The sequence below is a fragment of the Paenibacillus sp. BIC5C1 genome (genome assembly GCF_032399705.1).
GTDB lineage: Bacteria > Bacillota > Bacilli > Paenibacillales > Paenibacillaceae > Paenibacillus > Paenibacillus taichungensis_A.
In genome coordinates, this window is sequence record NZ_CP135922.1 from 3157417 (window position 1) to 3183097 (window position 25681).

General features: G+C 43.3%; 20 protein-coding genes. 17 read left to right on the forward strand and 3 right to left on the reverse strand.

From position 1 onward, the window contains the following. The first annotated feature begins 31 nt into the window (after positions 1-31). From RS891_RS14330 to RS891_RS14390, 13 genes are all read left to right on the forward strand, one after another. Entirely contained in the window at positions 32-706 is a 675-nt protein-coding gene (locus RS891_RS14330) for a response regulator transcription factor (RefSeq protein WP_315795698.1), read from the forward strand. After that, a complete protein-coding gene (locus RS891_RS14335) occupies positions 703-1782 on the forward strand; it encodes a sensor histidine kinase (RefSeq protein ID WP_315795700.1) in 1080 nt (359 codons plus the stop codon). Before RS891_RS14330 ends, RS891_RS14335 begins: the two co-directional genes overlap by 4 nt. Positions 1783-1909: 127 nt before the next feature. After that, positions 1910-2662, forward strand: a complete 753-nt coding sequence (locus RS891_RS14340) for a hypothetical protein (RefSeq protein ID WP_315795702.1) — start codon at positions 1910-1912, stop codon at positions 2660-2662. 89 nt (positions 2663-2751) lie between these two features. Further along, entirely contained in the window at positions 2752-3426 is a 675-nt protein-coding gene (locus RS891_RS14345) for a response regulator transcription factor (protein WP_113054928.1), read from the forward strand. After that, positions 3423-4790 (forward strand): sensor histidine kinase, encoded by a 1368-nt coding sequence (locus tag RS891_RS14350; protein WP_076288396.1) that lies wholly within the window; start codon positions 3423-3425, stop codon positions 4788-4790. The genes RS891_RS14345 and RS891_RS14350 overlap by 4 nt, the downstream gene beginning before the upstream one ends. A gap of 222 nt (positions 4791-5012) precedes the next feature. Then, positions 5013-5999 carry an alpha/beta hydrolase gene (locus RS891_RS14355; protein WP_315795705.1) on the forward strand — a complete coding sequence of 329 codons (987 nt, stop codon included), beginning with the start codon at positions 5013-5015 and terminating at the stop codon, positions 5997-5999. A 130-nt stretch (positions 6000-6129) separates the two neighbouring features. Then, positions 6130-7113, forward strand: coding sequence for an alpha/beta hydrolase (locus tag RS891_RS14360; protein WP_315795706.1), 984 nt, complete (start codon positions 6130-6132; stop codon positions 7111-7113). Positions 7114-7243: 130 nt separating this feature from the next. Further along, the gene (locus RS891_RS14365) at positions 7244-8698 is read left to right on the forward strand and encodes an alpha/beta hydrolase family protein (protein ID WP_315795708.1); all 1455 of its coding nucleotides are present in this window, start codon (positions 7244-7246) and stop codon (positions 8696-8698) included. Positions 8699-8732: 34 nt separating this feature from the next. After that, complete coding sequence (locus RS891_RS14370; protein WP_315795711.1) at positions 8733-10823, forward strand: serine hydrolase domain-containing protein; 2091 nt, start codon at positions 8733-8735, stop codon at positions 10821-10823. A 386-nt stretch (positions 10824-11209) separates the two neighbouring features. Next, positions 11210-11884, forward strand: a complete 675-nt coding sequence (locus tag RS891_RS14375; protein WP_315795713.1) for a response regulator transcription factor — start codon at positions 11210-11212, stop codon at positions 11882-11884. Beyond that, positions 11881-13242 (forward strand): sensor histidine kinase, encoded by a 1362-nt coding sequence (locus RS891_RS14380; protein WP_315795714.1) that lies wholly within the window; start codon positions 11881-11883, stop codon positions 13240-13242. The genes RS891_RS14375 and RS891_RS14380 overlap by 4 nt, the downstream gene beginning before the upstream one ends. Before the next feature lie 222 nt (positions 13243-13464). After that, positions 13465-15564, forward strand: a complete 2100-nt coding sequence (locus RS891_RS14385; protein WP_397386950.1) for a serine hydrolase domain-containing protein — start codon at positions 13465-13467, stop codon at positions 15562-15564. A gap of 57 nt (positions 15565-15621) precedes the next feature. After that, positions 15622-16563 carry an alpha/beta fold hydrolase gene (locus RS891_RS14390; RefSeq protein WP_315795716.1) on the forward strand — a complete coding sequence of 314 codons (942 nt, stop codon included), beginning with the start codon at positions 15622-15624 and terminating at the stop codon, positions 16561-16563. A gap of 92 nt (positions 16564-16655) precedes the next feature. Here the strand turns inward: RS891_RS14390 and RS891_RS14395 are convergent, their stop codons facing one another. After that, positions 16656-18755 carry a serine hydrolase domain-containing protein gene (locus RS891_RS14395; protein WP_315795718.1) on the reverse strand — a complete coding sequence of 700 codons (2100 nt, stop codon included), beginning with the start codon at positions 18753-18755 and terminating at the stop codon, positions 16656-16658. A gap of 197 nt (positions 18756-18952) precedes the next feature. Here RS891_RS14395 and RS891_RS14400 point away from each other — a divergent pair, with 197 nt between their 5' ends. The 4 genes from RS891_RS14400 (at position 18953) to RS891_RS14415 (ending at position 22722) form a co-directional block, all read left to right on the forward strand. Continuing rightward, positions 18953-19321, forward strand: coding sequence for a hypothetical protein (locus tag RS891_RS14400; protein ID WP_315795720.1), 369 nt, complete (start codon positions 18953-18955; stop codon positions 19319-19321). Between the two features lie 2 nt (positions 19322-19323). Further along, positions 19324-21042 (forward strand): ABC transporter ATP-binding protein, encoded by a 1719-nt coding sequence (locus tag RS891_RS14405; RefSeq protein ID WP_315795722.1) that lies wholly within the window; start codon positions 19324-19326, stop codon positions 21040-21042. 190 nt (positions 21043-21232) lie between these two features. After that, positions 21233-21667, forward strand: a complete 435-nt coding sequence (locus tag RS891_RS14410; protein ID WP_258530758.1) for a MarR family winged helix-turn-helix transcriptional regulator — start codon at positions 21233-21235, stop codon at positions 21665-21667. Beyond that, on the forward strand, positions 21664-22722 hold the full coding sequence (locus tag RS891_RS14415) for a threonine aldolase family protein (RefSeq protein WP_315795724.1): 1059 nt from the start codon (positions 21664-21666) through the stop codon (positions 22720-22722). Before RS891_RS14410 ends, RS891_RS14415 begins: the two co-directional genes overlap by 4 nt. A 165-nt stretch (positions 22723-22887) precedes the next feature. Here RS891_RS14415 and tnpA read toward each other — a convergent pair whose 3' ends face one another. Together tnpA and RS891_RS14425 are read right to left on the reverse strand one after the other, a co-directional pair. Further along, positions 22888-23382, reverse strand: a complete 495-nt coding sequence (gene tnpA, locus RS891_RS14420) for an IS200/IS605 family transposase (protein WP_315795726.1) — start codon at positions 23380-23382, stop codon at positions 22888-22890. A gap of 211 nt (positions 23383-23593) precedes the next feature. Further along, a complete protein-coding gene (locus RS891_RS14425) occupies positions 23594-25573 on the reverse strand; it encodes a family 10 glycosylhydrolase (protein WP_315795728.1) in 1980 nt (659 codons plus the stop codon). Positions 25574-25681 lie beyond the last annotated feature (108 nt).

The following is a 25681-nucleotide window of genomic DNA, read 5'->3' on the forward strand; positions in this document are numbered from 1 at the left end:
AAGGCAAAGTTAAAAAATGGAGGTGATCACTTTGACAAGCATATTGGTCGTTGATGACGACCCGCATATCCGAGAGTTGGTAGGACATTTTTTACAGCAGGAGGGTTTGCATATAATTGAGGCTGTTGACGGTTTGGATGCACTGCGATTACTCGCTGACCATAAGGTTGACCTTGTCGTTCTCGATATTATGATGCCAGGCATGGATGGATGGGAATTGTGCCGCCAATTGCGACAGCAGACGGATCTACCACTACTGATGTTGACGGCCAAAGGGGAAACCTCGCAGATCATCAAGGGTTTTACCCTGGGAACTGATGATTATCTGGTGAAGCCTTTTGATCCGCTGGTGCTGGTTGCACGGGTGAAGGCTTTATTGAAACGATATCGGATTATGACTTCACAAGTGATCTTTCTTGGTGAACTGGTTCTACGGGGGGATACGTTTGAGTGCAAGAAAGGTGATCAGGATATTGTGTTGCCACGCAAGGAATTTGAACTGCTGTTCACCCTTGCGAGTTATCCTGGCAAAACCTTTACCCGTGATCAGTTAATCGAAAAGATCTGGGGTTATGATTACGAAGGGGACGAGAGGACCATTGATGTGCATATCAAGCGGCTTCGTGAACGGTTTCCGGAGGAAGAGCATGCTTTCGTCATTCGTACCATGCGAGGTTTGGGCTATCGCCTGGAGGTAAGGCAATGAAGAGGAAGGAGCCTGGATTTCTTCATATTGCCAGAAACGTCATTCTGGTATCTTTGGCCCTGTTTTCCTGCTGGACAGCGGCTTTCTACCTTACGAGATATGTGTATTCATTTATCCCATGGGAACCACATGAATTGCTTGCTTTTCTGATTAATGCCATGCTGGGGTTCGTTTTCTTTGGAATAGGCATTACATTCATCGGTCCGCTGGTTAAAGGCAGGCAGTATGAATTTTTTAATGAGATGATTCAGGCTTTGAAAAGTATTTCCCGGGGGGATTTTCGTGTGAATCTGGATCCTGAATTTGCCAATAGAAACGGGAGACAGCGAAATCCCCACCCGTTTGTGCAGTTGGTTGAGAGTATCAATGATATGGCGGCAAATTTGAAAGTGATGGAAGATTTGCGTCAGGAATTCATCTCTAATGTTTCCCATGAAATTGGATCGCCGCTTACGTCAATCAGCGGCTTCGCCAGAGCGCTGAAAAATAAAGATATGGACCAGGAGACACGGGAAAAGTATCTGACAATTATTGAGACGGAATGTGTTCGTTTGTCCAGACTCAGTGACAATTTAATGAAACTCGCCGTTCTGGATTCATCCGAGCATGCATCTCATAAAACAACTTACCGATTGGACCGGCAGCTGGTGACTCTGGTTCTGGCTTGCGAACCCCAATGGGATGAGAAGAAAATTGATATGAACGTAGAGCTGGAAGAAGTTGGAATTTTTGCTGATGAGGACTTGATGATTCAGTTGTGGATCAATCTGATTCATAATGCAATCAAGTTCACGCCAGAAGGCGGAAAAATTGATGTTTTCCTTACAGAAAGTGATGGCAAGGTCAGTGTACGTATTACTGACAGTGGACCCGGCATCACCAAGCAGGATCAGCTTCGCATATTCGAACGGTTCTACAAAGCGGATCAATCCCGGACACGTGCCTTGGGCGGCAGTGGGCTGGGCCTTTCCATCGTGCATAAAATTGTGGAGATGCATAAGGGTGCGGTCTCCGTGTTCAGTGAACCTGGAGAAGGTGCGACATTTACTGTACAGATACCTGTCCATTCAGAATAATAAAAAGGGTAATCGATGGATGTTGTCCGTCAATTATCCTTTTTTTCAATGAATTCGGCTGTTATTGTACAAAATAAGGTATATAAGCGATAATCTGCAGGGGAGCTAATACATAAGGCTGCAAGGAGTGAGCAATCTGCTGATATCTTCCACTCACCTACAACGTCTGATTGATGTGATGAATTCATTACCGATTCAACCAAAGTACTCCAAAGCACAGCTGCTGATTAAGGATTTGAAATTAAGCTCAGCGGGAGAGGTGGAGATGTTCTACTCTCCACATAATGAATATATCAATCCTTCCGCAAAAGTCATGCTTGTGGGCATCACACCAGGTTGGCAGCAAATGGAGATTGCATATAGAACGGCTATCCAGGTTTTGAAAGCACACAAATCATACGAGCAAGCTTGTAAAGAAGCCAAAATATCGGCAAGAATGGCCGGCTCCATGCGCAGCAATTTGATTCAAATGCTCCAGGAAATAGGCTTGCATGAATATGTGAAAGTGCCCCATGTGCAAAGGCTATTTGAAGCAGATTGTACATTGTTACATACAACTTCTCTGATTCGATATCCAGTCTTGGTAAACAAACAAAATTATAATGGACACCAGCCTTCCATTCTTAAAAATACATTTTTATATCAAGCCGTACTTGAGTCTTTTCTGCCTGAGTTGGAACAGTTGAAGTATCCTCTTATCATTCCCTTAGGAAAGTCAGTGGAGGCTGTACTACATCAATTGCTTGATGAACATCGGATAAAAGAAGGGAAAATTTTATGGGGATTTCCACATCCATCGGGTGCCAATGGTTCTCGTGTGAAACAGTTTCTTCATACCAAGACTGGCATGCAGAACATTCTAAGGGAGTGGCGTCATTAAATTTCTTACTTGCTTCTTGCTTTTTACAAATTCAATAATAGTATAATGATTACGACTACATGACATGGAAACAGGAAAAGAGGAAACACATGCCTACAATACTGGTTGCTGACGATGATCCGAACATTCGTGAACTCGTCTGTTTATTTTTGAGAAATGATGGATTTGAAACGGCTGAAGCTGCGGATGGCAAGGAGGCACTGACCGTTTACGGCTCAACACATGTCGATCTTGTTGTGCTTGATATCATGATGCCTATCATGGATGGTTGGACATTATGCAAGGAGCTGCGAAGAGCCAATCCAGATCTTCCGTTGCTCATGCTGACGGCGAGAGGGGAGACCTGGGAGAAGGTGAAGGGATTCGAACTGGGAACGGATGATTATCTGACAAAACCGTTTGATCCATTGGAGCTCACGGCACGTGTTCGAGCATTACTGAAGCGATACAAAATCGGCTCCACGCAGACGATCCATTTCGGCAACGTCATTCTGGATCGACAAACCTACAAGGTGACGAGCGGAACAGAGTCGCTTACGTTGCCGCTGAAGGAATTCGAATTGCTCTATAGACTCGCTGGAACGCCCGGACAAGTCTATACACGTGAGCAATTGATTGATCAAATCTGGGGAATTGATTACGCCGGTGATGATCGAACAGTAGACGTACATATTAAACGCCTGCGTGAACGGTTCGCAACAACACCCGATTTTCGGATTGAAACGGTGCGAGGTCTGGGGTACCGGCTTGAGGTTTACGAATGATTAGATCGTTATATATCCGTGTGGTCCTGACATTTCTGGTCTCCGTCATCGCCGGCACGGTCATTTCTTTTTTTGTGTCCACGATGATATTCGAAGATCAATTGAATGAAAATGCTCAAATTAACATACGTAACTTCGGCCAGGATATCGTGCAGATTTACAAGACCCTTCCATTAAGTGAAGCAGAATCGTACGTTAGTGGAATGAAGCTACTGAATTCATATCATATTCGAATTTACGATGCAACGGGTCAGTTCCAGTCGTATGGAAAGCTTAACGGACATAAATCGGCCACGGTGACGAAAGAGCAACTAAAGAAAGTGCTAGATGGAGGCGTAGTTCAGGACAATCCGAATGGTATTGCAACAGTTCTTTTAGGTTTGCCGGTGAAAACGGAAATGGGAGCGAAAGCGATGTTTTTTGAGACACTCACTCCCCCTTCTTCCTTGTTTGTCGTCCAATGGGCTTCGATCTTTGCAACTTGTTCATTGATTGCAGGAAGTATTATCATTCTGATTGCTTCCATATTTCTGGTTAGACCGATCAAAAAACTGACAAAAGCAACGAAGCGGATCGCTGCTGGAGATTTCAACGTCAAGCTGAATATTAAGCAAACCGGAGAACTGGGCACACTGGCGCGCAGTTTCGAAGAAATGATTCATGATTTGCAGCAGTTGGAGCAGATGCGCAGGGAATTTGTAACGAATGTGTCACACGAGGTTCAATCTCCGCTGACTTCGATATCCGGTTATGCTCAAGCACTGAAACAAGTAAATCTCTCAGAGCAAGAACGAAGCCGATATCTTGAGATTATCATCGCTGAGGCGAAGCGGATGTCCAAAATGAGTGATAATCTGCTCAAGCTGAGTATGCTTGAATCGCAGTCACAGCAACCACGACTTAGCACACTTAGCCTGGATGAACAGATCAGGCGGGTCATTGTAACTCTCCAGCCGCAATGGTCTGCTCGCAACATTCACTTTGAGCTCGATCTCCAAGCTGTTAAAGTATTGGCTGATCACGACCAACTGAACCAGGTATGGACGAATATTCTCAGCAACGGTATCAAATTTTCAAAGGATGGCGGCGTAATTCACGTCAGCACCAAGCAGGATATCAAGAACGTGACTATTCGAATCTCCGACACAGGTATCGGTATCCCTCTTGAAGACCAGAAGCGCATATTCGAACGATTTTTCAAGTCGGATCGTTCTCATAGTCGCAAGTATGACGGCAGTGGTATGGGACTTGCTATCGTTAAACAGATTGTATCGCTTCATCAAGGGGACATTCGAGTAGAAAGTGAACCTGGTCAGGGAACGACTTTTATTGTCACGTTGCCAATCACTCCACCAACGGAATAGTTAATTTTACAGGATAAGGTGGATATGTAGAATATCCATCCGATTGTCTAAACCATATTTTCTGGCCACGTTTCACATGCAAGCTTCCTCGCATGTGAAACGTGGCCTTTTTTTTGTTAGTTCATATTCCGTTCATATTGTCGTCATGATGAGGACATCTTTGATAGTTAATCTTGAATTAAAGGCTTGTTACAGCCATTAAACAGATGAGGACAGGAGCAGATGAGTGTGACACAAGAAACGGAGAAGAAACAGTCGGGTGGATCCAAAACAAAGAAAGTGTTAAACATTTTGCTTAAGGTATTAGGTGCAATCGTTATAGTCATTCTACTTTTCGTGGCCACCGTGTATAGCGTTAACAAAATTAGCAGTCATTCGGAGCAAAAAAGAATGGAAACGTATGGACAGCGCGTATCTGTAGATGGAAAACAGATGAATGTCAGCATTCAAGGAAAAGGAGAAGAAACGATCGTCCTTTTACCAGGGTTTGGAACAGCGTCACCTGCACTTGATTTTAAGCCACTTATTTCAGAACTATCCCCATATTATAAAGTCGTCGTGGTTGAACCTTTTGGTTATGGATTGAGTGATCAGACCGAAAGGGAGCGCAGTACAGCAAATATCGTAAGTGAAATCCACGAAGCGTTGCAAAGTCTTCATATTGATCGTTATATCCTTATGGGTCATTCCATTTCCGGGATCTATAGCCTGGATTATGTGAACAAATATCCAAACGAAGTAAGTGCATTTGTCGGACTGGATAGCAGTGTTCCAACAATCAGTGAACAAAAGATTGATTCTTCAGATACGCAACCGATTAAATGGTTCCGTAACTTAGGATTCGCACGATTACAATTGAAACTGAGTGCTGATCCTTATGATGGACTGCCTTATGATGAGCAGACTAAAGAACAATTGAACATTATGATCCGAAAAAATATGTATAATACCACTCAATTAAATGAGGCAGAGAGTATGTATTCCAACTTTAAAGCAGCTGAACAGCTAACGTTCCCTGTTAATCTGCCGGTTCTATTCTTTGTTCAAAAGAATCATCCGGCAGCGGAGAATTGGATTCCCGAGCATGAGAAGCTTATAGAGAACACTGTGCATAGTGAAGTGGTGCTGCTGGAAGCGAATCATTATTTGTATCGTTCCCACGCCAAAGAAATTGCGGAAAAATTCAGGGGGTTTATGACGTCCCAGTAAGTAATAATTTATTTGCTTGTTCATATTCAGTTCATATTGACGTCACGGGGAGTACATTTTCATCGGTTAAGATTTCATTAGCAGCAAAGAAGAAAGCCGAACTAACAGTTCAAGACAGGAGAAGATGAGAGTGACACAACCAGAGGAAAAGAAAGCGAAGAATGGATCGAAGGCCAAGAAAGTACGGAATATTATACTTAAAATACTAGGAGCAATCGTAATCGCCATTATTTTGTTTCTAGGTATTGTTTATATCACGAATGTGATCAGTAGCAATTCCGAAGCGAAAAAGATTGAGCCTTATGGTCAGCACGTATCTGTAGACGGGAAAAATATGAATGTGCTCATTCAAGGTGAAGGCAAGGAAACGATTGTGCTTCTGCCCGGTTTTGGAACAGCGACACCAGCGCTTGATTTCAAGTTGCTTATTGATGAATTATCTCCATATTACAAAGTTGTTGCAGTTGAGCCTTTCGGTTACGGATTAAGTGATGGAACAGAAAAAGAAAGAACCACAGAAAATATCGTAAGTGAAGTTCATGAAGCTCTGCAGCAACTTGATATTCATCAGTATATGCTCATGGGTCACTCTATTGCAGGCATTTACGGCATTGATTATGTGAATAAATATCCGGATGAAGTGACTGCTTTTGTCGGTATTGACAGTAGTGTCTCCACCCAACCAAGTATTACAGATGCGAAGTTCCCATTAAAAACGTTTGCTCTTCTCAGAAATACAGGTCTCTTAAGATTAATAATGAAAGTGAGTGCAGACCCCTATGAGGGACTTGCATTTGATGGTCAGACGGTTGAGCAGATGAAAATGATCTCGAATAAAAACATGTATAATCCTACGTCATTAAACGAGATGGATCATATTTATTCCAATTTTAAAGGTGCTCAAGGTTTAACCTTCCCTAAAGACCTTCCACTTCTTCTCTTTGTACAAGCAAATAATGAAGGTGTAGAAGGATGGATACCGCTGCATGAAGGGCAGATCAAAGATTCCGTACATGGGAAAGTAATCCCAATGGATGGTTCACATTATTTACACCATACTCAATTCAAAAAAATTGCTGAAGACGTTAGAGCTTTTATGAACGAAGCGAAATAAATAGGGTGTAAAAGTACACGCTTTGACTTAACAGGTGTGTATTAATGAATATGAAAAGCCGTCCTGTGGGACGGTTTTTCCATAGTATGTCCAATTCGGTCGATGTCCGTGATGAAAGAGAGGAATTCAAATGAGATTATTTGAGATACTTTTAGTTTTATCCTGTTTCGCTTTACTGGTAGATCTATTGTTTATTAAAAGAAGTGCAAAGAAAATAGGCTTGGGTTTGGGTATAGGAAGTAGCGTTATATTATTATTTCAATTGTTTGTTGAGGGATACAGATGGCAGTTGCTTTTGGTATATATCATGACGGCGCTATTCATACTCATCGTTTTATTCAGACATTCCGAAAAGATGGTGAATCTAAAAATAGGGAAGTTCTTGAAATATAGTTTATCTTCCCTAGTCGTCATTCTGCTGGTTGTTTCTACTGTCTTGTCTGTGTACCTACCTGTTTTTAATTTGCCGAAGCCGGATGGTCCAGAGAAAGTGGGTACTCAAACATTTCATTTTACAGACCAGAATAGAGCTGAAGTCTTAACTGAAGATCAGAGTGATAAGAGGGAACTCATGGTTCAAGTCTGGTACCCTACTGAAAACAGCAATAACCACAAGCGTGACACGCTGTTTCCAAATAATAAAGAAATGTTCAAAAAGTATATTCAGAGCTTCTCAACTTCTTTAAAACTGCCCGAATTTGTGCTCGACTACTTGAAGTACAGTAAAACCAACTCTTATGAAAATGTAGAAATATTACCTTCTACAAGTCCTTATCCTGTGGTACTACTATCTCATGGTATGGGAACCAGTAGAGTTTTACATGCATCACAGGCCGAGAATCTGGCCAGTAATGGTTTTATCGTGGTCACCATCGATCATACGTATAGCACCTTTGCTACCCTTTTTCCAGACGGCCGTGTAACGGATTATAAAAAAAGTACGACTACACTAGATGAACGTACAAAAACAGGGAATATATGGACGAAAGACGTGGAGTTTGTAATCGATCAAATCGAAAAGCTGAATTCAGGTGCAATCGAAAGTCAGTTTAAAGGAAAAATCGATCTAGATAACATTGGCGCGATGGGTCATTCTTTTGGGGGTGCAACCGCGTTTAATGCAACGTATTTAGATGAGAGAATCAAGGCCGGGGTTAATATGGATGGGTCACTATATGAAGTGGAAAATAGAGATGATATAAACAAGCCGTTTATGTTCATCCGATCGGGAAGTTTTGAAGACTGGTTAGCCAATTTTGAAATGGATAGAAATTCGGATGACGAAGTAACTAAATCTCTTTCAGATGAGTTGCACATTATGAAAAATGTTATCAATCAGGGGGGGAGTGTGGTTTATGTAGAAGGAACCCAGCACTTCAATTTCACGGATCTTCAATTCTATTCGGAGCTGATTAAAATGTCCGGGGTCACAGGAGACATCAATGGTAAAAGAGGATCAAATATCATAAATCAATATGTACTCGATTTCTTTAACAAGCAGCTGAAAGAAACGGGTGGAAATCTGATTCAGGGACCGAGCGACTTGTATCCAGAAGTGAAGTTTATAGATCCAAAAGAACTCTAATCAACCAAAATATTAAAATCAGGAGATGATGTGAATGGGACGACAAAAGGGAAAACGAACTTCAATCGCTGCGTTAACCCTGGTGTTAACGATGTTAGCTCCGATGTCAGTAATGGCTGCACCAACTGCCGATAACAGAAGCAATCTTTCGTATGAACCAACCAAGAAAATAGTAGCGGAGAAAGCCAAGATCCTTACGGAGACGTACGGCACGACCAGTGTGCAATATGCACTAATTGATGGTGGAGAGATTGTGGTGTCCGGTCAAACGGGCAAAAACGATATCAATAACAAGGTGCCTCTTACTTCAAATACGATCTATGGCATCGGTTCAACCAGTAAAATGGTACTTACCACTGCTGTAATGAAGCTGGTTGACGAAGGCAAGATTGATTTGGATGTGCCTGTTGTGAACTATATCCCTGATTTTAAAATGAAAGACAATCGCTACAAACAAATCACATCACGCATGCTGTTAAATCATTCTTCAGGTCTGATGGGCAGCTCCGGAAGCAATGCCACATTGTACGGGGATAATGACACCTATTCACACGATACGTTTCTGGAGCAATTGGCGAATCAAAACCTGAAGGCAGATCCCGGAGCCTACTCTGTATATTGTAACGATGGTTTTACATTAGCGGAGATTCTAGTCGAAAGAGTTAGTGGCATGGGCTTTACAGCTTTTATACACAAATATATTACAGAGCCTCTAGACATGAAATATACCAAAACACCGCAGGATGTGGTTGAACCAGCAGAAATGGCGGGAATCTATTCCTCTTTGGTTGAAGGCCAGCTTCCGCAAGAGAATTATAATATCATCGCTACTGGAGGCATCTACTCTACTGCTGAGGATCTTGTGAAATTTTCACAAGTTTTCACTGGAGAGGTCAAAGGCATTCTTTCCAGTAAGTCGGTAGAGGCTATGGCGCAAGAAGAATACAAAAGAGGCATGTGGCCGGAGGATAGCGATACGTCTATATCTTACGGGCTAGGGTGGGACAGTGTGAATTTGTTCCCATTCAGTGAGTACGGCATCAAGGCCGTTACGAAAGGTGGAGATACCATATCGTATCACTCATCATTAGTCGTACTGCCGGAATACAATCTGGCTGCAGCTGTTACCTCTTCAGGTGGGACAAGTGCCAAAGATCAGTTCATTGCGAGTGAATTATTACTCAGCGCACTTGAAGAAAAAGGCATTATTACAGAACGGAAGCCGGAAAAATCATTTGGGATACCCGTAAAGGCAGATATACCTAAAGAAATATCCACGTATGCAGGTATGTATGGCGCCAATAATTCGGTTAAGAAGATCGAAATAAATCATGCTGGAGAAATGACTGTATCCACACTCGAAGCTCCGAGTGATTCGGCTCAAACATACACATATACAGCGGATGGTACTTTTGTTAACGATAAAGGTACAGAAAAGTTGAAATTCGTTACGGAGAAGAACGGAAGTATGTATCTGTGGTCTCGATCTTATATATCCTTGCTGGGACTTGGGCAGTTGGCTTTCTCAGAATATACAGCGGAGAAGCTGGAAACCAATGAATTATCCCAGGATATTACGGCTTCGTGGGAGGAACGTGAAGGTAAAAGATATTACGTGGTGAATCAGAAATATACATCAACGGTTTATCTCCATTCATCACCAATCCTTCCTATTCATTCAAATAAAGAGACACCAGGATATATGTCTAATATTAAGATTATTGGAGCAAACGAAGCAGCCACTGAGCTGCAGATCCCTGGCATGGCTGGTCGTGATACAAAGGAAATCAATTTCTCTAAAAAGAACGGAGTAGAGTACATTACAGCCGTAGGTAGCGTATACGCCAGTGAGGAATTTGTACAACCACTCTATTCGGGTAAACAATCTGCAACAACGATTCAAACAGATGGATATGCCAAATGGTTTTCGGTACCAACAACGGTGAAAGGAAAAGTTATGACCGTTAAAATGCCTTCACATGGTGCCTTTGCCGTATATGACCAGACGGGTATTTGTATTAATCACACCGTGGTCAGCGGTAAGAATGAGGTTGTTTTACCGGAAAACGGACGCATTGTATTTGCAGGTGACGTTGATTCCACATTTGAAATTTCATTAAAATAGATGAATTCTAGTAAGGTAGCATGTTTAACGAAACTAAGAAGGCAGCCGTTCAAAGTAATCGGCTGCTTTTGTTCAATTTAACTATAATTAGTTTGTCACTTCAGTTAGAAAGAAGTACGTGTGTTATAAGGAGTTTATCTTTGAGGTTCATACAGTGATAGAAAAGAGAACGGAAAAGGGGCATTATACAAAGAGCGAAGGGGATGCAGCTTGCAACGCCGACTCAGGATATATATGGGAGCAGCGGGACTTGTTTATGGAATTATGCAAAGAAGAAGATGTATTTATAGTAGAACAGAGTGATTTCAACCAATGAGGTAGCATGATTTAGATTTCTTCGCTCTTGTTCAACTGGAGAATTATTCTTTTTTAGGAGAGTGGAAACGATGCCCACGATATTGGTTGCTGACGACGATGCGAACATTCGCAAACTCGTCTGTTTATTTTTGCGCAACGACGGATTTACAACCATCAACGCCGCAGACGGAAAGGAAGCCCTGGCTATCTATACCTCCACGTCAGTCGATTTGGTCATTCTTGATATTATGATGCCGGTCATGGACGGTTGGGCATTATGTGAGGAACTCCGAAGAGCCAATCCGGATCTTCCGTTACTAATGTTAACGGCAAGAAACGAGACCTGGGAGAAAGTACAAGCATTTCAACTAGGGACAGATGACTATTTGACGAAGCCATTCGATCCGCTTGAGTTGATGGCTCGCGTCAAGGCACTGTTGAAACGATACCGTATAGGTTTAACGCAGACCATCCAGTTAGGCAACGTCATCCTGAACCGGCAGACTTATAAGGTCATGAGGGGTACAGAGTCGTTTACCTTGCCACTTAAGGAGTTCGAATTACTGTATAAACTTGCTGGATTACCGGGACAAGTCTATACGCGGGAGCAATTAATCGATCAAGTTTGGGGAATTAATTATACTGGCGGTGATCGAACGATAGACGTGCATATTAAACGTCTTCGCGAACGTTTCACTGATATCTCCGATTTTCGTATCGAAACGGTGCGGGGACTTGGCTACCGGCTAGAGGTGCAGGAGTGACAGGTTCCTTATATACACGCGTAGTCCTGACTTTTCTGGTCTCCGTAATCGGGGGCACAATCCTTTCTTTTCTTGCTACAACCTGGATATTTCAAGATAAATTAAACGAAAACCTGCAAAGCACCTTGCTTGACTTTGGCGAGGATATCGTCCGCATCTACGAGACATTGCCGTTACGTGAAGCAGAAATGTTTATAAGTGAAATGAAACAACTCAACTCCTACCACATTCGAATCTATAAAGCAACGGATCAGTTCCAGTCCTACGGAGAACTTAAAGGACAACATCCTTTCCCAGTGACTACAGAACAAGTGAAGAAAGTGCTGGATGGAGGAAGGGTCCAAGTCAATGGGATCAATACGATCTTCTTGGGATTGCCAATAAAAACTGAAATGGGAAGCAAAGCGATGTTTGTAGAGCCCCTCACTTCCTCTTCCACCTCATTTCTCATCAAGTTTGTTGTAACTTTTTTGATTAGTTCATTAATAGCAGGAAGTCTATTGATACTAATTGCGGCTATGTTTCTGGTGAGACCGATCAAAAAATTGACAGAAGCAACCCGGCTTATAGCTGCTGGAGATTTCAACGTCAAGCTTAATATTAAACATAAGGGTGAGATAGGTACTTTGGCTCGCAGCTTTGAAGAAATGATGCACGATCTAAAGCAGCTTGAGCAGATGCGCAGGGAATTCGTAGCAAATGTGTCCCATGAAGTTCAGTCTCCGCTCACTTCCATTTCCGGTTTTGCTATAGCGCTCAAGCAGGTAGACCTCCCGGATGACGAAAGAAGCGAGTATCTCGACATTATCATCACTGAAACTGCACGAATGTCCAAAATAAGTGATAGTCTGCTAAAGCTGAGTTTGCTTGAATCTCAATCATTGCAAATGCGGCTCGCCACGCTCAGTCTGGATGAACAAATCAGACGAGTAATCGTCGCTATCCAACCCCAATGGTCAGCCCGAAACATTCAGTTCGATCTTGATTTACAGCCAACCAAAATCACGGCTGATCATGACCAGTTAAATCAAGTGTGGATCAATATCCTAGGCAATGGCATCAAATTTTCCGAAGATGGTGCCCGTATTAGCATCAGCATCAAACAGAATATCAAGAACGTGACGGTCCGTATATCGGATTCAGGTATTGGTATTCTCCCGAAAGACCAAAAGCGTATATTTGACCGTTTCTTCAAAGCTGATCGTTCCCACAGCCAGAAATATGAAGGCAGCGGTATGGGACTGGCTATTGTAAAGCAGATCGTATCGCTTCATCATGGGGACATCCGAGTAGAGAGCGAATACGGAGTAGGAACGACCTTCATAGTAACCTTGCCAATCACAACACCAGCAGGGTGATTGGATTTCATGCCTTCTCTAGGCAATGACACCATGTATAAACCTTCTTGCATGTGATGATGAAAACTTTTTTTGCTTGTTCATCCTCCGTTCATAGTGTAGTCATTAGGGGGACATCTTGTTTGGTTATACTGTCTTTAGCGCCCCCGTTAAGGTGGCCTAACAATGATGAAGACAGGAGTAGATGCAATAGTGAAACCAAGAGAGGTAACAAAACTGAAGATGAGCGTGAGGACAGCAACAAAAAGAAATACTTTAGCTGCTGTGACTCTCATGCTGACGATACTTGCCCCAATGTCTGCAATGGCCGCACCGACTGCCATGAATAACAACAGCAACCTGACGTATGAGACAACGAAGAAAACCGTAATCGAAAAAGCCAAATTACTGACTGAGACGTACGGTACGACGAGTCTGCAATATGCGCTCATTGATGGTGGAGAGATTGTGGTGTCTGGTCATACGGGCAAGAACGATATAAAAGACAAGGTACCTCTTACTTCAAACACGATCTATGGCATTGGTTCAAGCAGTAAAATGATGCTTACAGCCGCTGTAATGAAACTGGTTGACGAAGGCAAGATTGATTTGGATGTGCCTGTTGTGAACTATATGCCTGATTTTACAATGAAAGATAACCGATACAAACAGATTACACCGCGCATGCTGTTAAATCATTCCTCTGGTCTTCTGGGCACCTCAACCAGCAATGCCACATTGTACGGAGATAATGACACGTATTCACATGATACGTTGCTCGATCAATTGGCGAATCAAAACCTGAAAGCAGATCCCGGCGCATACTCCGTCTACAGCAACGATGGCTTTTCGTTAGCCGAGATTTTGGTTGAAAGAGTGAGCGGCCTAAATTATACCGCATTTATACACAAGTATTTTACGGAGCCTTTGGATATGAACCATACCAAAACACCACAGGATGTGGTTAATCCGGCAGAAATGGCGGGAATCTATTCCCCTTTTTATAAGGGACAACTTCCAAAAGAGAATTATAATATCCTCGGTACTGGAGGTCTGTATTCCACCGCTGAAGATCTGGTCAAATTTTCACGAATCTTCACGGGAGAAGTTAAGGGTATTCTTTCAAATAAGTCTGTAAAAGCTATGGCACAAGAAGAGTATAAAAGAGGCATGTGGCCTAAGGATAGCGATACGCTGATGTCTTACGGGTTAGGATGGGATAGTGTGAACTTGTTCCCATTCAACGAATACGGTATTCAGGCTGTTATGAAAGGAGGAGATACGTTATCTTATCATTCTTCACTCGTGGTACTTCCGGAATACAACATGGCTGCAGCCGTTATCTCTTCAGGCGGGTCAAGCTTAACCAATCAATTCATTGCGAGTGATTTATTACTCAGCGCACTTGAAGAAAAGGACATTATTAAAGAACGGAAGCCGGAAAAATCATTTGGCGTACCTGTGAAGGCAAATATGCCTAAAGGAATATCCAAGTATGAAGGTATCTATAGTGGTAATAATTCAGTTACGAAGATCAAAATAAATACGGCTGGACAAATGACGCTCTCCTCACTCACAGCTCCAAGTAATCCGGTACAAGAATACACCTATACATCAGAGGGTACTTTTGTGAATGATGATGGTACAGAAAAGTTGAAATTCGTTGTGGAGAAAAATGGGAATACCTACCTGTGGTCTCGATCTTATATATCCGTTCCAGGGCTCGGACAGGTGGCTCTCTCGGAATATAATGCGGAGAAGCTTAAAGCCAATACATTACCCAAGGAGATTAACGCCGCATGGGCAAAGCGCGATGGTAAAAAATATTATCTGGTGAATGAGAAATACACATCCATGCTCTATCTTAATGCTACATCGATCCTGCCTATTCAGTTGAATAAAGAGAATCCAGGGTATATGTCCAATAATAAGATTATTGGAGCAGGCGAAGCAGCCAATCGATTGCAGATTCCAGGTTCTGCTGGACGTGATACGATGGACATTCATTTCTCCAAAAAGAACGGAGGAGAGTATCTTACATTTTCAGGTTATGTATACGCCAGTGAGGAAATGGTGAAACCCATCTATTCGGGTAAACGATCCGCAACAACCATTCAAGCAGATGGATATGCCAAATGGTTTTCGGTACCAGCTACTGCGAAAGGAAAAGTCATGACAGTGAAGTTGCCTGCAAATGGAGCTTTTGCTGTCTATGATCAGAACGGAATTTGTATTAATCACAGCGTGGTCAGCGGTAAGAATGTTGTGGTTTTACCCGAAAACGGTCGTATTGTATTTGCAGGTGAGGCTGGTTCACAGTTTCAAATTTCATTAAAAAAGTAAAAGGAATAGAGTTTCAAACGGCTGTACCATAAACGAACTCAACAGGAGAGAAACATCATGATGAAAAAAATATTAATCATTTTGCTCAAAATATTTGGTGCGATCGTTATCGCTTTTGCATTATTTATTGCGACTGTCTTTATTGTTAATGCAGTTAGCAACAAATCGGAGGAAGGGAAAATAAAACCTTATGGCCAGTTTGTAGCGGTTGACGGCAAAAACATGAATGTATTGATTCAAGGAAAAGGCAAAGAAACGGTGGTACTGCTTCCTGGATATGGAACACCCGCCCCAGCCCTTGATTTCAAACCGCTTATCGATGAGCTATCTCCATTTTACAAAATCGTTGTCATTGAACCTTTCGGTTATGGATTAAGTGACATTACTGAAAAAGAGCGTACTACTGAAAATATGGTTAATGAAATTCATGAAGCGTTACAGCAACTTGGTATTGATCGTTACACGCTCATGGCTCACTCCATTTCAGGGATATACGGCCTGGATTATGTGAACAAATATCCAAACGAAGTAACTTCCTTTGTCGGCATTGAGAGCAGTGTCCCAACGCAGGGAGGTAACGATGATCCATTTCCAACTGAAACGTATAAACTGCTTAAAAAATCAGGATTCTACCGTTTGTTAATGAAACTGGCCCCTGATCAACTGATTGAACCCGATGTTGATGATGAAACCAGAGAGCAAATTAGAATACTTTCACTCAAAAATACGTTTAATCCGAACAACCTGAATGAAGGCGAAAATTTTGGTCCTAATTTCAAAGCAACTGAGAACTTGTCCTTCCCTAAAGATCTTCCTGTAATTTTCTTCTTACAAGCAAATGATACCGAAACGGAAGGCTGGATACCCTTGCATGAAGAGCAAATCAAAGATTCTGTGCATGGAAAAGTGATGATATTTGAGGGAGAACATTATTTGCACCACACCCGATCCAAAGAAATAACCGAAAACTTCAGAAAGTTCATGAATGAAATAAAATAAGCGTAGTACCTTTCAGAATTGATTTCAGAAAGAACGAAACGCCCGTTCCCCATAAGAACACCGGGGAACGGGCGTATTTTCCATACTCATTACTATTGATTTGTTAACGAAATTTCGAACCTTGAACCAGCTTCACCAGCAAATACAATCGTACCATTTTCAGGCAATTTAACTTCATTCTCGCCACTAACCACGGTATGGTTCGTACTGATACCTGTCTGGTCATATACAGTGAAAGCGCCTTTCGAAGGTATCTTCACTGTCATCACTTTACCTGCGGCGGATGACGGTATCGAGTACCATGTCGCATAACCATTTGTTTGAATCGTTGTCTTCGATTGTTTCCCTGAATAGAGTGGTCTCACAAGTTCTTGACTGACGTAGACCTTTCCTCCTGCTGAAACGTATTCCACGCCGTCTTTCTCAAAGAACTTATACTCCATCGTATCGCGCCCAGCCAAGCCTGGAATTTGCAGTTGGTTCACAGCCGAATTTGCATCAATAATTTTATTGGTATACACATACCCTGGTGCTTCATCGAACATATGAATAGGGATGATCGGCGTTGCACTGTCATATACCGTTGAGGTGTATTTTTCATTCACCAGGTAATAAATGTTGCCTTCGCGCTTCTGCCAAGCGGCTGTTACATCTTCGGGCAATATATTGGTTTCAAGCTTTTCTGCCTTGTATTCCGAGGAGGCGATCTGTCCAAGCCCTGGCATCGACTGATACGAACGGGACCACAAGTATGTATTCCCGTTATCCCCTTGGGCGAATTTCAACTTTTCTGTACCTTGCTCGTTCACGAAAGAACCATCTGCGGTATACATATACTTTTGTTCCGTACTGTTCGGCGACAATAGCAGAGACATCGTCAATTGCCCTTCATCATTCACTTCCAACTTCAATAACGAGCTGCCAACAGCCCCATAAATGCCAGCATACTGCGTTAGTTCCTTCGGCATGGTTGTTTTTACAGGTACGCCAAATGATTTTTCCGGCTTCCGTTCTTTAATAATATCTTTTTCCTCAAGCGCGCTAAGCAACATTTCGCTCGCAATCAATTGGTCGGTTGTGCTTGACCCACCTGAAGAGGTAACGGCTGCAGCCATATTGTATTCCGGAAGCATAATTAATGACGAATGATAGGCAATTGTATTCCCGCCTTTGGTAACTGCCTTGATGCCGTATTCGCTAAATGGGAACAAGTCTACACTATCCCAACCTAACCCGTACGAAATCGATGAATCGCTGTCCTCTGGCCACACGCCTTTTTTGTACTCTTCCTGCGTCATGGCTTTTGCCGACTCACTGGAAAGAATACCTTTAACCTCTCCCGTAAAGATTTGCGAAAATTTGACGAGGTCTTCGGCAGTAGAGTAAATGCCTCCAGAGCCAATCATGTTCGTTTTCTCTAGTGGAAGTTGTTCCTTATTCAGCTGCGAATAAGTTACTGCCATTTGGTCGGGGTCAACCAGATCCTGTGGCGTTTTGGTGTGGCTCATGCCCAAGGGTTCCGTGAAATTCTGTTGGATGAAACGGCTAAAGCTTATTCCACTAACCTTTTCGACCAGAATTTCAGCTAAAGTAAAGCTGTCGTTACTATACACCGAGTAGGCTCCCGGATCTGCCTTCAAATTTTGATCGGCCAATTGATCCAAAAATGTATCATGTGCATAGGTATCATTGTCTCCATACAGAATGGCACTACCGCTTGAAGTCCCGAGAATCCCAGATGAATGATTCAGCAACATACGAGGTGTAATTTGTGTGTAACGGTTGTCCTTCATCTTAAAATCCGGGATATAGGTCACAACCGGCACATTCAGATCAATCTTGCCTTCATCAACCAGCTTCATCACAGCGGCGGTAAGCACCATTTTACTGGTTGAACCGATGCCATACATTGTAATAGAAGAAAGGGGGATACGGTTCTCTGGGTCGTTTTTGCCTACTTGTCCGGAGATTACGATCTCTCCCTCATCCATGAGTGCGTACTGCACACTTGTTGTACCATATGTTTCGGTAAGGAGCTTGGCCTTCTCCATCACTGCTTTTTGGGTCATATCATACTTAAGGTTCTTACTGTTACTGGTTGCCGGTGCGGCGAGAACAGTCATTGGGGCTAACATGGTTAACACCAGGGTTACGGCGGTTATTGAAGTTCGTTTTTTCAGTGTCAATCTCATCTTCTCCTGTCTTGTCTGTAAATTGGGGATCTCTGTGGTGGTACGTAAGTTAGTGTACTCTAGGGCGGTGAACTGAATATGAATTAACCCAGAATAAAATGGAAAAATACGGGTTGACAGAAAATTCCTTTACGTATACAATCGTATACATAAACAATTTGTATACAAATGTATACGAAAATGGAGGTGCTTTACAAATGAGAGAAAGACATATAAATGTGAACGAACAACCGGATCGCCATGAAGAGCGGTCCAGACGTGGTCGTGGTGAAGATGAGCAACAAGGTGAACGTTCAAGACGTGGGAGAGGGCATGGAGAGCATCACGGAAAACGGGGTAATGGGGCACAAACGTTTCGTCGTGGAAGAATTCTAGTCTTTTTGGAACAAATGCAGAATCGAAGAGCTACGTTGGCCAGACAGCTTGGTCAGGAGGAGTTCCGTAATATTCATCAGATGATAAGTGGTGAGCTGAAAGCCATTGATCAGGTCATTGATGAATACATCCAACTTTTTGAATTACAAAATGAAGAAGAAAGCCCTAATCAGGATCTGGAGAGTGAATAAGAATGATTCGTCGTTTTTTCTCGTATTATCGTCCTTACAAAAAACTATTTTTAATTGATTTTGGTTGTGCAGTACTAGCTGGTTTACTAGAGCTGGCATTTCCACTTGCTGTAAGCAAATTCATTAATGAGTTGCTGCCAGGTCAAGATTGGCCACTCATTATCCTCGCATGTGTTGTATTGCTGTCGATCTATGCGCTGAATACCGTCTTGAATTATGTCGTGACCTACTGGGGACATATGCTTGGCATTAACATTGAGACCAACATGCGCTCGAAGATGTTTGCTCATTTGCAAAAGCTATCCTTTCGGTTTTTCGATAATCGTAAAACGGGTCATCTGATCGGTCATCTTACGAATGACCTTAACGATATTGGCGAGGTGGCTCACCATGGACCAGAGGATGTTTTCATCGCGATTATGACTCTAATTGGATCTTTCTGGCTTATGGCGAACATTAATTTAGAGCTTGCACTGATCACCTTTGTCATTATTCCTATCATGGCCTGGGTCATTATCGTATTTGGCGGGCGCATGACGAAGACCTATCGGCGCCTCTTCGGAGATGTGGGGAATTTCAATTCCCGTATCGAAGACAACGTAGGCGGCATTCGTGTCGTACAATCGTTCGCTAACGAAGAACATGAGAAAAAACTTTTTTCCGTAGACAACGAGAACTTCCGCAAAACAAAGCTGCTTGCCTATAAAACGATGGCGAAGAGTATATCGGTCAGCTACATGATGATGCGTCTCGTTACCGTGTTCGTTATGATCAGTGGTGCCTGGTTCTTTATCGATGGCAGAATTGATATGGGTGATTTCATGGCATTCCTGCTGTTATCCAACATCTTCTTCCGTCCGATTGAAAAAATTAACGCCGTAATCGAAAGTTATCCTAAGGGTATTGCAGGATTCAAGCGTTACCTGGAAATCATTGATACCGAACCCGAAATTGCCGATGCGAAAAATGCGGTTGAGCTAAAAAGCGTCCGTGGAGATATTCGCTTCGAAAATGTCTCGTTCGGTTATGAGGAAAATCGACGTATTCTGAATAATATCAGTTTGTCTATCAATCCAGGCGAAACCGTTGCATTTGTGGGTCCTTCCGGTGCAGGTAAAACGACCATCTGCAGTCTTCTTCCGCGATTCTATGAAGTAGAGGAAGGTCGAATCACCGTTGATGGAGTTGATATTCGTGAGGTTCAGCTGGAATCCTTGCGTAGACATATCGGTATTGTTCAACAAGATGTATTTCTCTTCTCAGGCACAATTAAGGAGAATATCGCTTATGGCGATTTAACGGCAACAGACGAACAAATCTGGGATGCGGCCCGTCGTGCCTCTTTGGAAGAGTTGCTTCTTACTTTGCCAGAAGGGATCGATACCATTATTGGTGAACGTGGTGTCAAACTGTCCGGAGGTCAAAAACAGCGTTTGTCCATTGCTCGTATGTTCCTGAAAAATCCACCGATTCTCATCTTGGACGAAGCAACGTCCGCTCTGGATACCGAAACTGAAGCATTAATCCAGAAGTCCTTGGCGGAACTGTCAGTGGGTAGAACAACACTTGTTATTGCACATCGACTGACAACCATCAAGAATGCAGATCGCATCCTTGTAGTCAATGCTGATGGCATCGCAGAGCAGGGGAACCATGAGGAACTGGTCGCTGCCGGAGGCATATACAGCAGACTTCACCAGGTGCAATACAGACATTCTTAATAGCCAAAAAACAAACCGTGCATTTGCGCGGTTTGTTTTTTTTGTTTTTCAATAAAATGGGATTCATTTAAAGTATAAAGTTCATTGATATTATATTGTTGACAACGTCCACTAAACTGATTAATATTATGTTGACAATGTCCACTAAAAGGGAGGGTTTGACATCGACTCTCAGCAAATAAATGCAGATATGTTGACTGAAATGCGGCGTTTCAACCGTTTTTATACCAATATACTCGGTGTACTTGATAAACATATCCTGGGCACGGGATACTCCTTCGCCGAAGCAAGGGTCATTATTGAAATTGGCATTCAAGGGGAGAGCATTGCGAACAATCTGGTGGATACACTGACCATTGATCGCAGTTACATGAGCCGAATTGTAAGTAAACTGACCAGAGAGGGACTGCTGATGAAAGTGGATTCTGCTGCTGACAGCCGGGTGAGTTTGATTCGCCTGACTGCGAAAGGGCAGGAGCTTTACGGTGAGTTGAATGAACGTTCAGATCAGCAGATTGTGAAGTTAATGCAAGGTTTGGATGAGGAAGAGATCAGAGAAGTTTACGCTTCAATGATGAATATTCAGGATAAGTTGAACAAAAGAGCAGGAGAGACAAGACGATGATACGATTCGAATGTGATTACAACGAAGGTGCGCATGAGCGCATTTTGCAAAGACTGATTTCAACGAATATGGAACAAACGAGCGGTTACGGTAAAGATGCCCATTGTGATCGGGCGAGAAGTCTTATTCGACAAGCTTGTAAAAATGAACAGGCGGATGTGCATTTTTTGGTTGGTGGTACACAGACAAATACAACGGTTATTGCCTCCATTTTACGTCCATACCAAGGCGTGATTGCAGCGATTTCGGGCCACATCGCGGTCCATGAGACAGGAGCGATTGAAGCCACAGGTCACAAAGTGATCACGGTACCAAGCGAAGATGGGAAGATCACTTCAGATCAGGTCAAAGCCGTCTATGATGCCCATTGGAATGATGCAGCACCTGAACATTGTGTCCAGCCCGGAATGGTTTACATATCCCAGCCTACTGAGAACGGTACGATGTACAGTAAGGCAGAGCTGCAAGCATTATTTGATGTGAGCCAACAGTGTGGTCTCCCGTTCTTTATTGATGGGGCGCGTCTTGGTTATGCTCTTGCTTCCCGGAATTGTGATATGACTCTCGCTGATCTCGCCCGTCTATGTGATGTATTCTATATTGGCGGAACCAAGATCGGAGCATTGATGGGAGAAGCGGTAGTCATCCTGAATGACAAGCTCAAGCCAGATTTTCGTTATATGATCAAACAAAAAGGCGGCCTGCTTGCCAAAGGCAGATTGCTGGGGATTCAATTTGAAACGCTGTTTGAAGATGGTCTGTATCTTGAAATTTCCCAGCATGCGGTGGACATGGCTATGTTGATTCATGATTCACTTGCGGAGCAAGGTATTACTTTCCTATATGACTCGCCAACCAATCAGCAATTCCCGATTCTGCCAGATGACCTGCTTCAGGATTTACAAAACCGTTACTCGTTCACATTCTGGGAAAAGGTGTCCGATTCACACAGCGTCGTTCGTTTTTGTACCAGTTGGGCAACCCAGCGGGAAAATGTGGACTCACTGATTCGTGATATTTCCCAGGCTTTGAACAAATTGAAAGCTTGTGTGTAATCATTAATTTCTAAAGGTTAGTTTATATGGGGGAGTAATCCGCCAATCAGGACCACCCGTCCAACGGGTGGTTTGCTCTTGGGGTATAACCCCCTGTTGCCAAACTGCGCCTAAAGACGCTAGCCTGACAGCAGGGCCGTTCAGGCTCATTGTTATTTGTCTCTTTCACTTACCAGTTAAACTGGTTTCACTTCTTTTGCTCCGATTACTGCTAAATGGATCTTCGTATTCTTTTACACTCAGCTTATCTAACGCCTGATCATGTGCTTCTTGCTCACGAATATACTTTCTCACTGTTGCTTCATTTAGCCCCACTGTGCTCACGTAGTACCCTTCGGCCCAAAATTTTTGATTCCCATATTTATACTTGAGCTGGGCATGCTTTTCGAAGATCATGAGCGAACTTTTCCCCTTCAGATATCCCATAAATGTTGAGACTGCAATTTTAGAAGGGATAGCTACCAGCATATGGACATGATCGGGCATCATGTGACCTTCTATAATTTCTACTCCTTTGTACTTACACAAACGTTTGAAGATTTCGATTAAATCTCTTCTCACTTGATTATAGATTTCTTTCCGTCTATACTTCGGGGTAAATACAATGTGGTATTTGCACATCCACTTTGTGTGAGCTAGACTGTAGCTCTTGGTTGCCATTGAAGACCATTCCTTTCTTTTGAGCCTGAACATCTCAATTTTATCGGAATGGTCTTGGTGGTCAAACCCTCGATCCCTCCACCCGCATAGCGGGTGGTTTTTTGTTTCGCGCGTTTCACGCACTCAACTGGCTAAAGCCATAATGAAAAAGTCGCCATGTTGAATGGCGACTTCTTTTTTTGTCTAATGTTATATGTTTATAACTGTACTTCTAAAATTGAATCACGATCATTTGATGACAGGACCACTCCGGTATCGTGTAGGTCACAAGGCCGTTCACCTGACTGAATGGAAGACTAAGGTTCTGAGGAGCCAGATACACGTCCTGTACTTGTTCGGCAACCGCCACCGCCACCTCTGTATTGATAAGTGGAGGGATATCCTCGATAACTTCCACACCTTGTCCTCTACGTACTGGAGAGGCATACAGCAGATGATTCACCCAACGATTCGAGTTCGTCTGCATCTGCAGCGTGGTAACCCCTTGGGCTGGCAGGTTGGTCATCAGCGACTTGTTGTTACTCAGTAAACGGTCAAGCGCGTAACAGATGATTTCCTTGACAGCCAAGCTCCCCTTCGTCGCATAATCTTCAAAAACATTCCATGCGATATAGATTCCATCCTGACCCTCAGCCATGCCAGTTCCCGATTCCTGCAGATCAGAAGGCGTATGCTGGTGAGAGCAGAACGTGAACAATTCACGGTTAAAATATGAATTTTCCTTACTGCCAAGTACGATGCCATCTGTCGTTGGCACGGTGTTTTGTCCTTCGGTGTACATGACGAAAGAGGCTGTACGCAGGGAAGGAAGTTCGAAATTCGGACGGAAATAGGAGGGGCGGAATGAGGAAACCTCCTGATATTCTACACCCAAATCGAATTCAAAGCCCGTTCCATCCGGTGAGAGTCCGGAACGGCCAGTGGCGAGAATTTTGCCGCCCCCGGCAAGAAAGGTTGTCAGTTTGATTTTGATTAACTCTGTAACGCTAATGGCATCCGGCAAAATAACAACTTTATATTTGGAAAGATCAGCCTGCAGATCTACCACATCGAAGAGATAGTGGCCTTCCAGCAAAACTCTTACAGCGCCTGTATCGTGGTGGTGCATGTGCTGGTTATGAGGATCGCTTCCAGATTCCCATAAAGTTGCCTCCACTGACAGCAACGCGATATCGGCAATAGCGGTAGTATTTCGGCACCATTCTTCCTTTGCTTCTACCTCGCGGTAAGCTTCCCCGATCAACGAATACGTGGCATGATCCATCTGACCACCCGGATGCAGCTGATCTCCAATGGAGCAGCGTGCCCCGTTCGCAAGACTCAGTGCAGTTTCATAACGCAGCGCGTTGGGATGTTTGTATCCACCAAATTCACCCCAGGAAGTATGGAATTTTCCGGTCATGCCGAGGAAATCCATGCCCAGTGTTTGCGCATAACGTGCAGAGAGCGGGAAGTGGTCATACCCCCAGCCGCCCGTTGGTAGCGATTCCAACTCCAAATGGGTATTCATATGGGCGAGATCCCGCCGCCCACGGTCGACGTGACTGCTGTTGTGGAACACTGGTAATCCGGGTTTCACTGCATGCACAGTCTCATTCATTCGATTAGCGTAACGAGCATACGTCTGTTCCCACAGTTTTCTCATATCTTGAATGTTCCGTGGATCGGAACCCTGTGAGCGAATCTCGGCAACACAATATTGACAATAACATTCCCGAACACCAACGATATCGAGGAAAATGCCGTCCACATCATATTTCTTTACAACTTCCTCGACCTGTAGGGTAAGAACGTCAAGATAAGGGGTGTTCATGCAAAATTGATGATATCCTGGCGTCATGAAGTCGGCTGTCCAACTGATCTGCTCCTGCTGATTGCGGATGAGCCATTGTGGATGTTTGCGTGCGAGTCGCTCATCCAGGCCAGCAGAGAGATAGACCGGTGTTTTCACGCCTATCTCATGAGCAGCCTCAATCTGGGCACCCAGAAGATCGAAATTCAGATGTGGATGCATTTGATTAGCAGTAGTTGGATGATATGCCCAGCCATGATGGCACTTGGAGAATATGGTGATGGAATCGACATGCCCAGTTTTGAGCATCTCCTGAAATTGCTGCTTCGAAAAATCACGGCCAATGCCTTCAATGGCTTCTGACGTATGAAAGTCGAGATGAACCTGACGAAATTTCATGCTTGCTTCCCCCTGGTTATTAAATGATAGAATCATATTATATCTACCACTCTAATCGATCATTAGCTCCGATACAGCTGACAATTACGACTATATATAGCACATTAT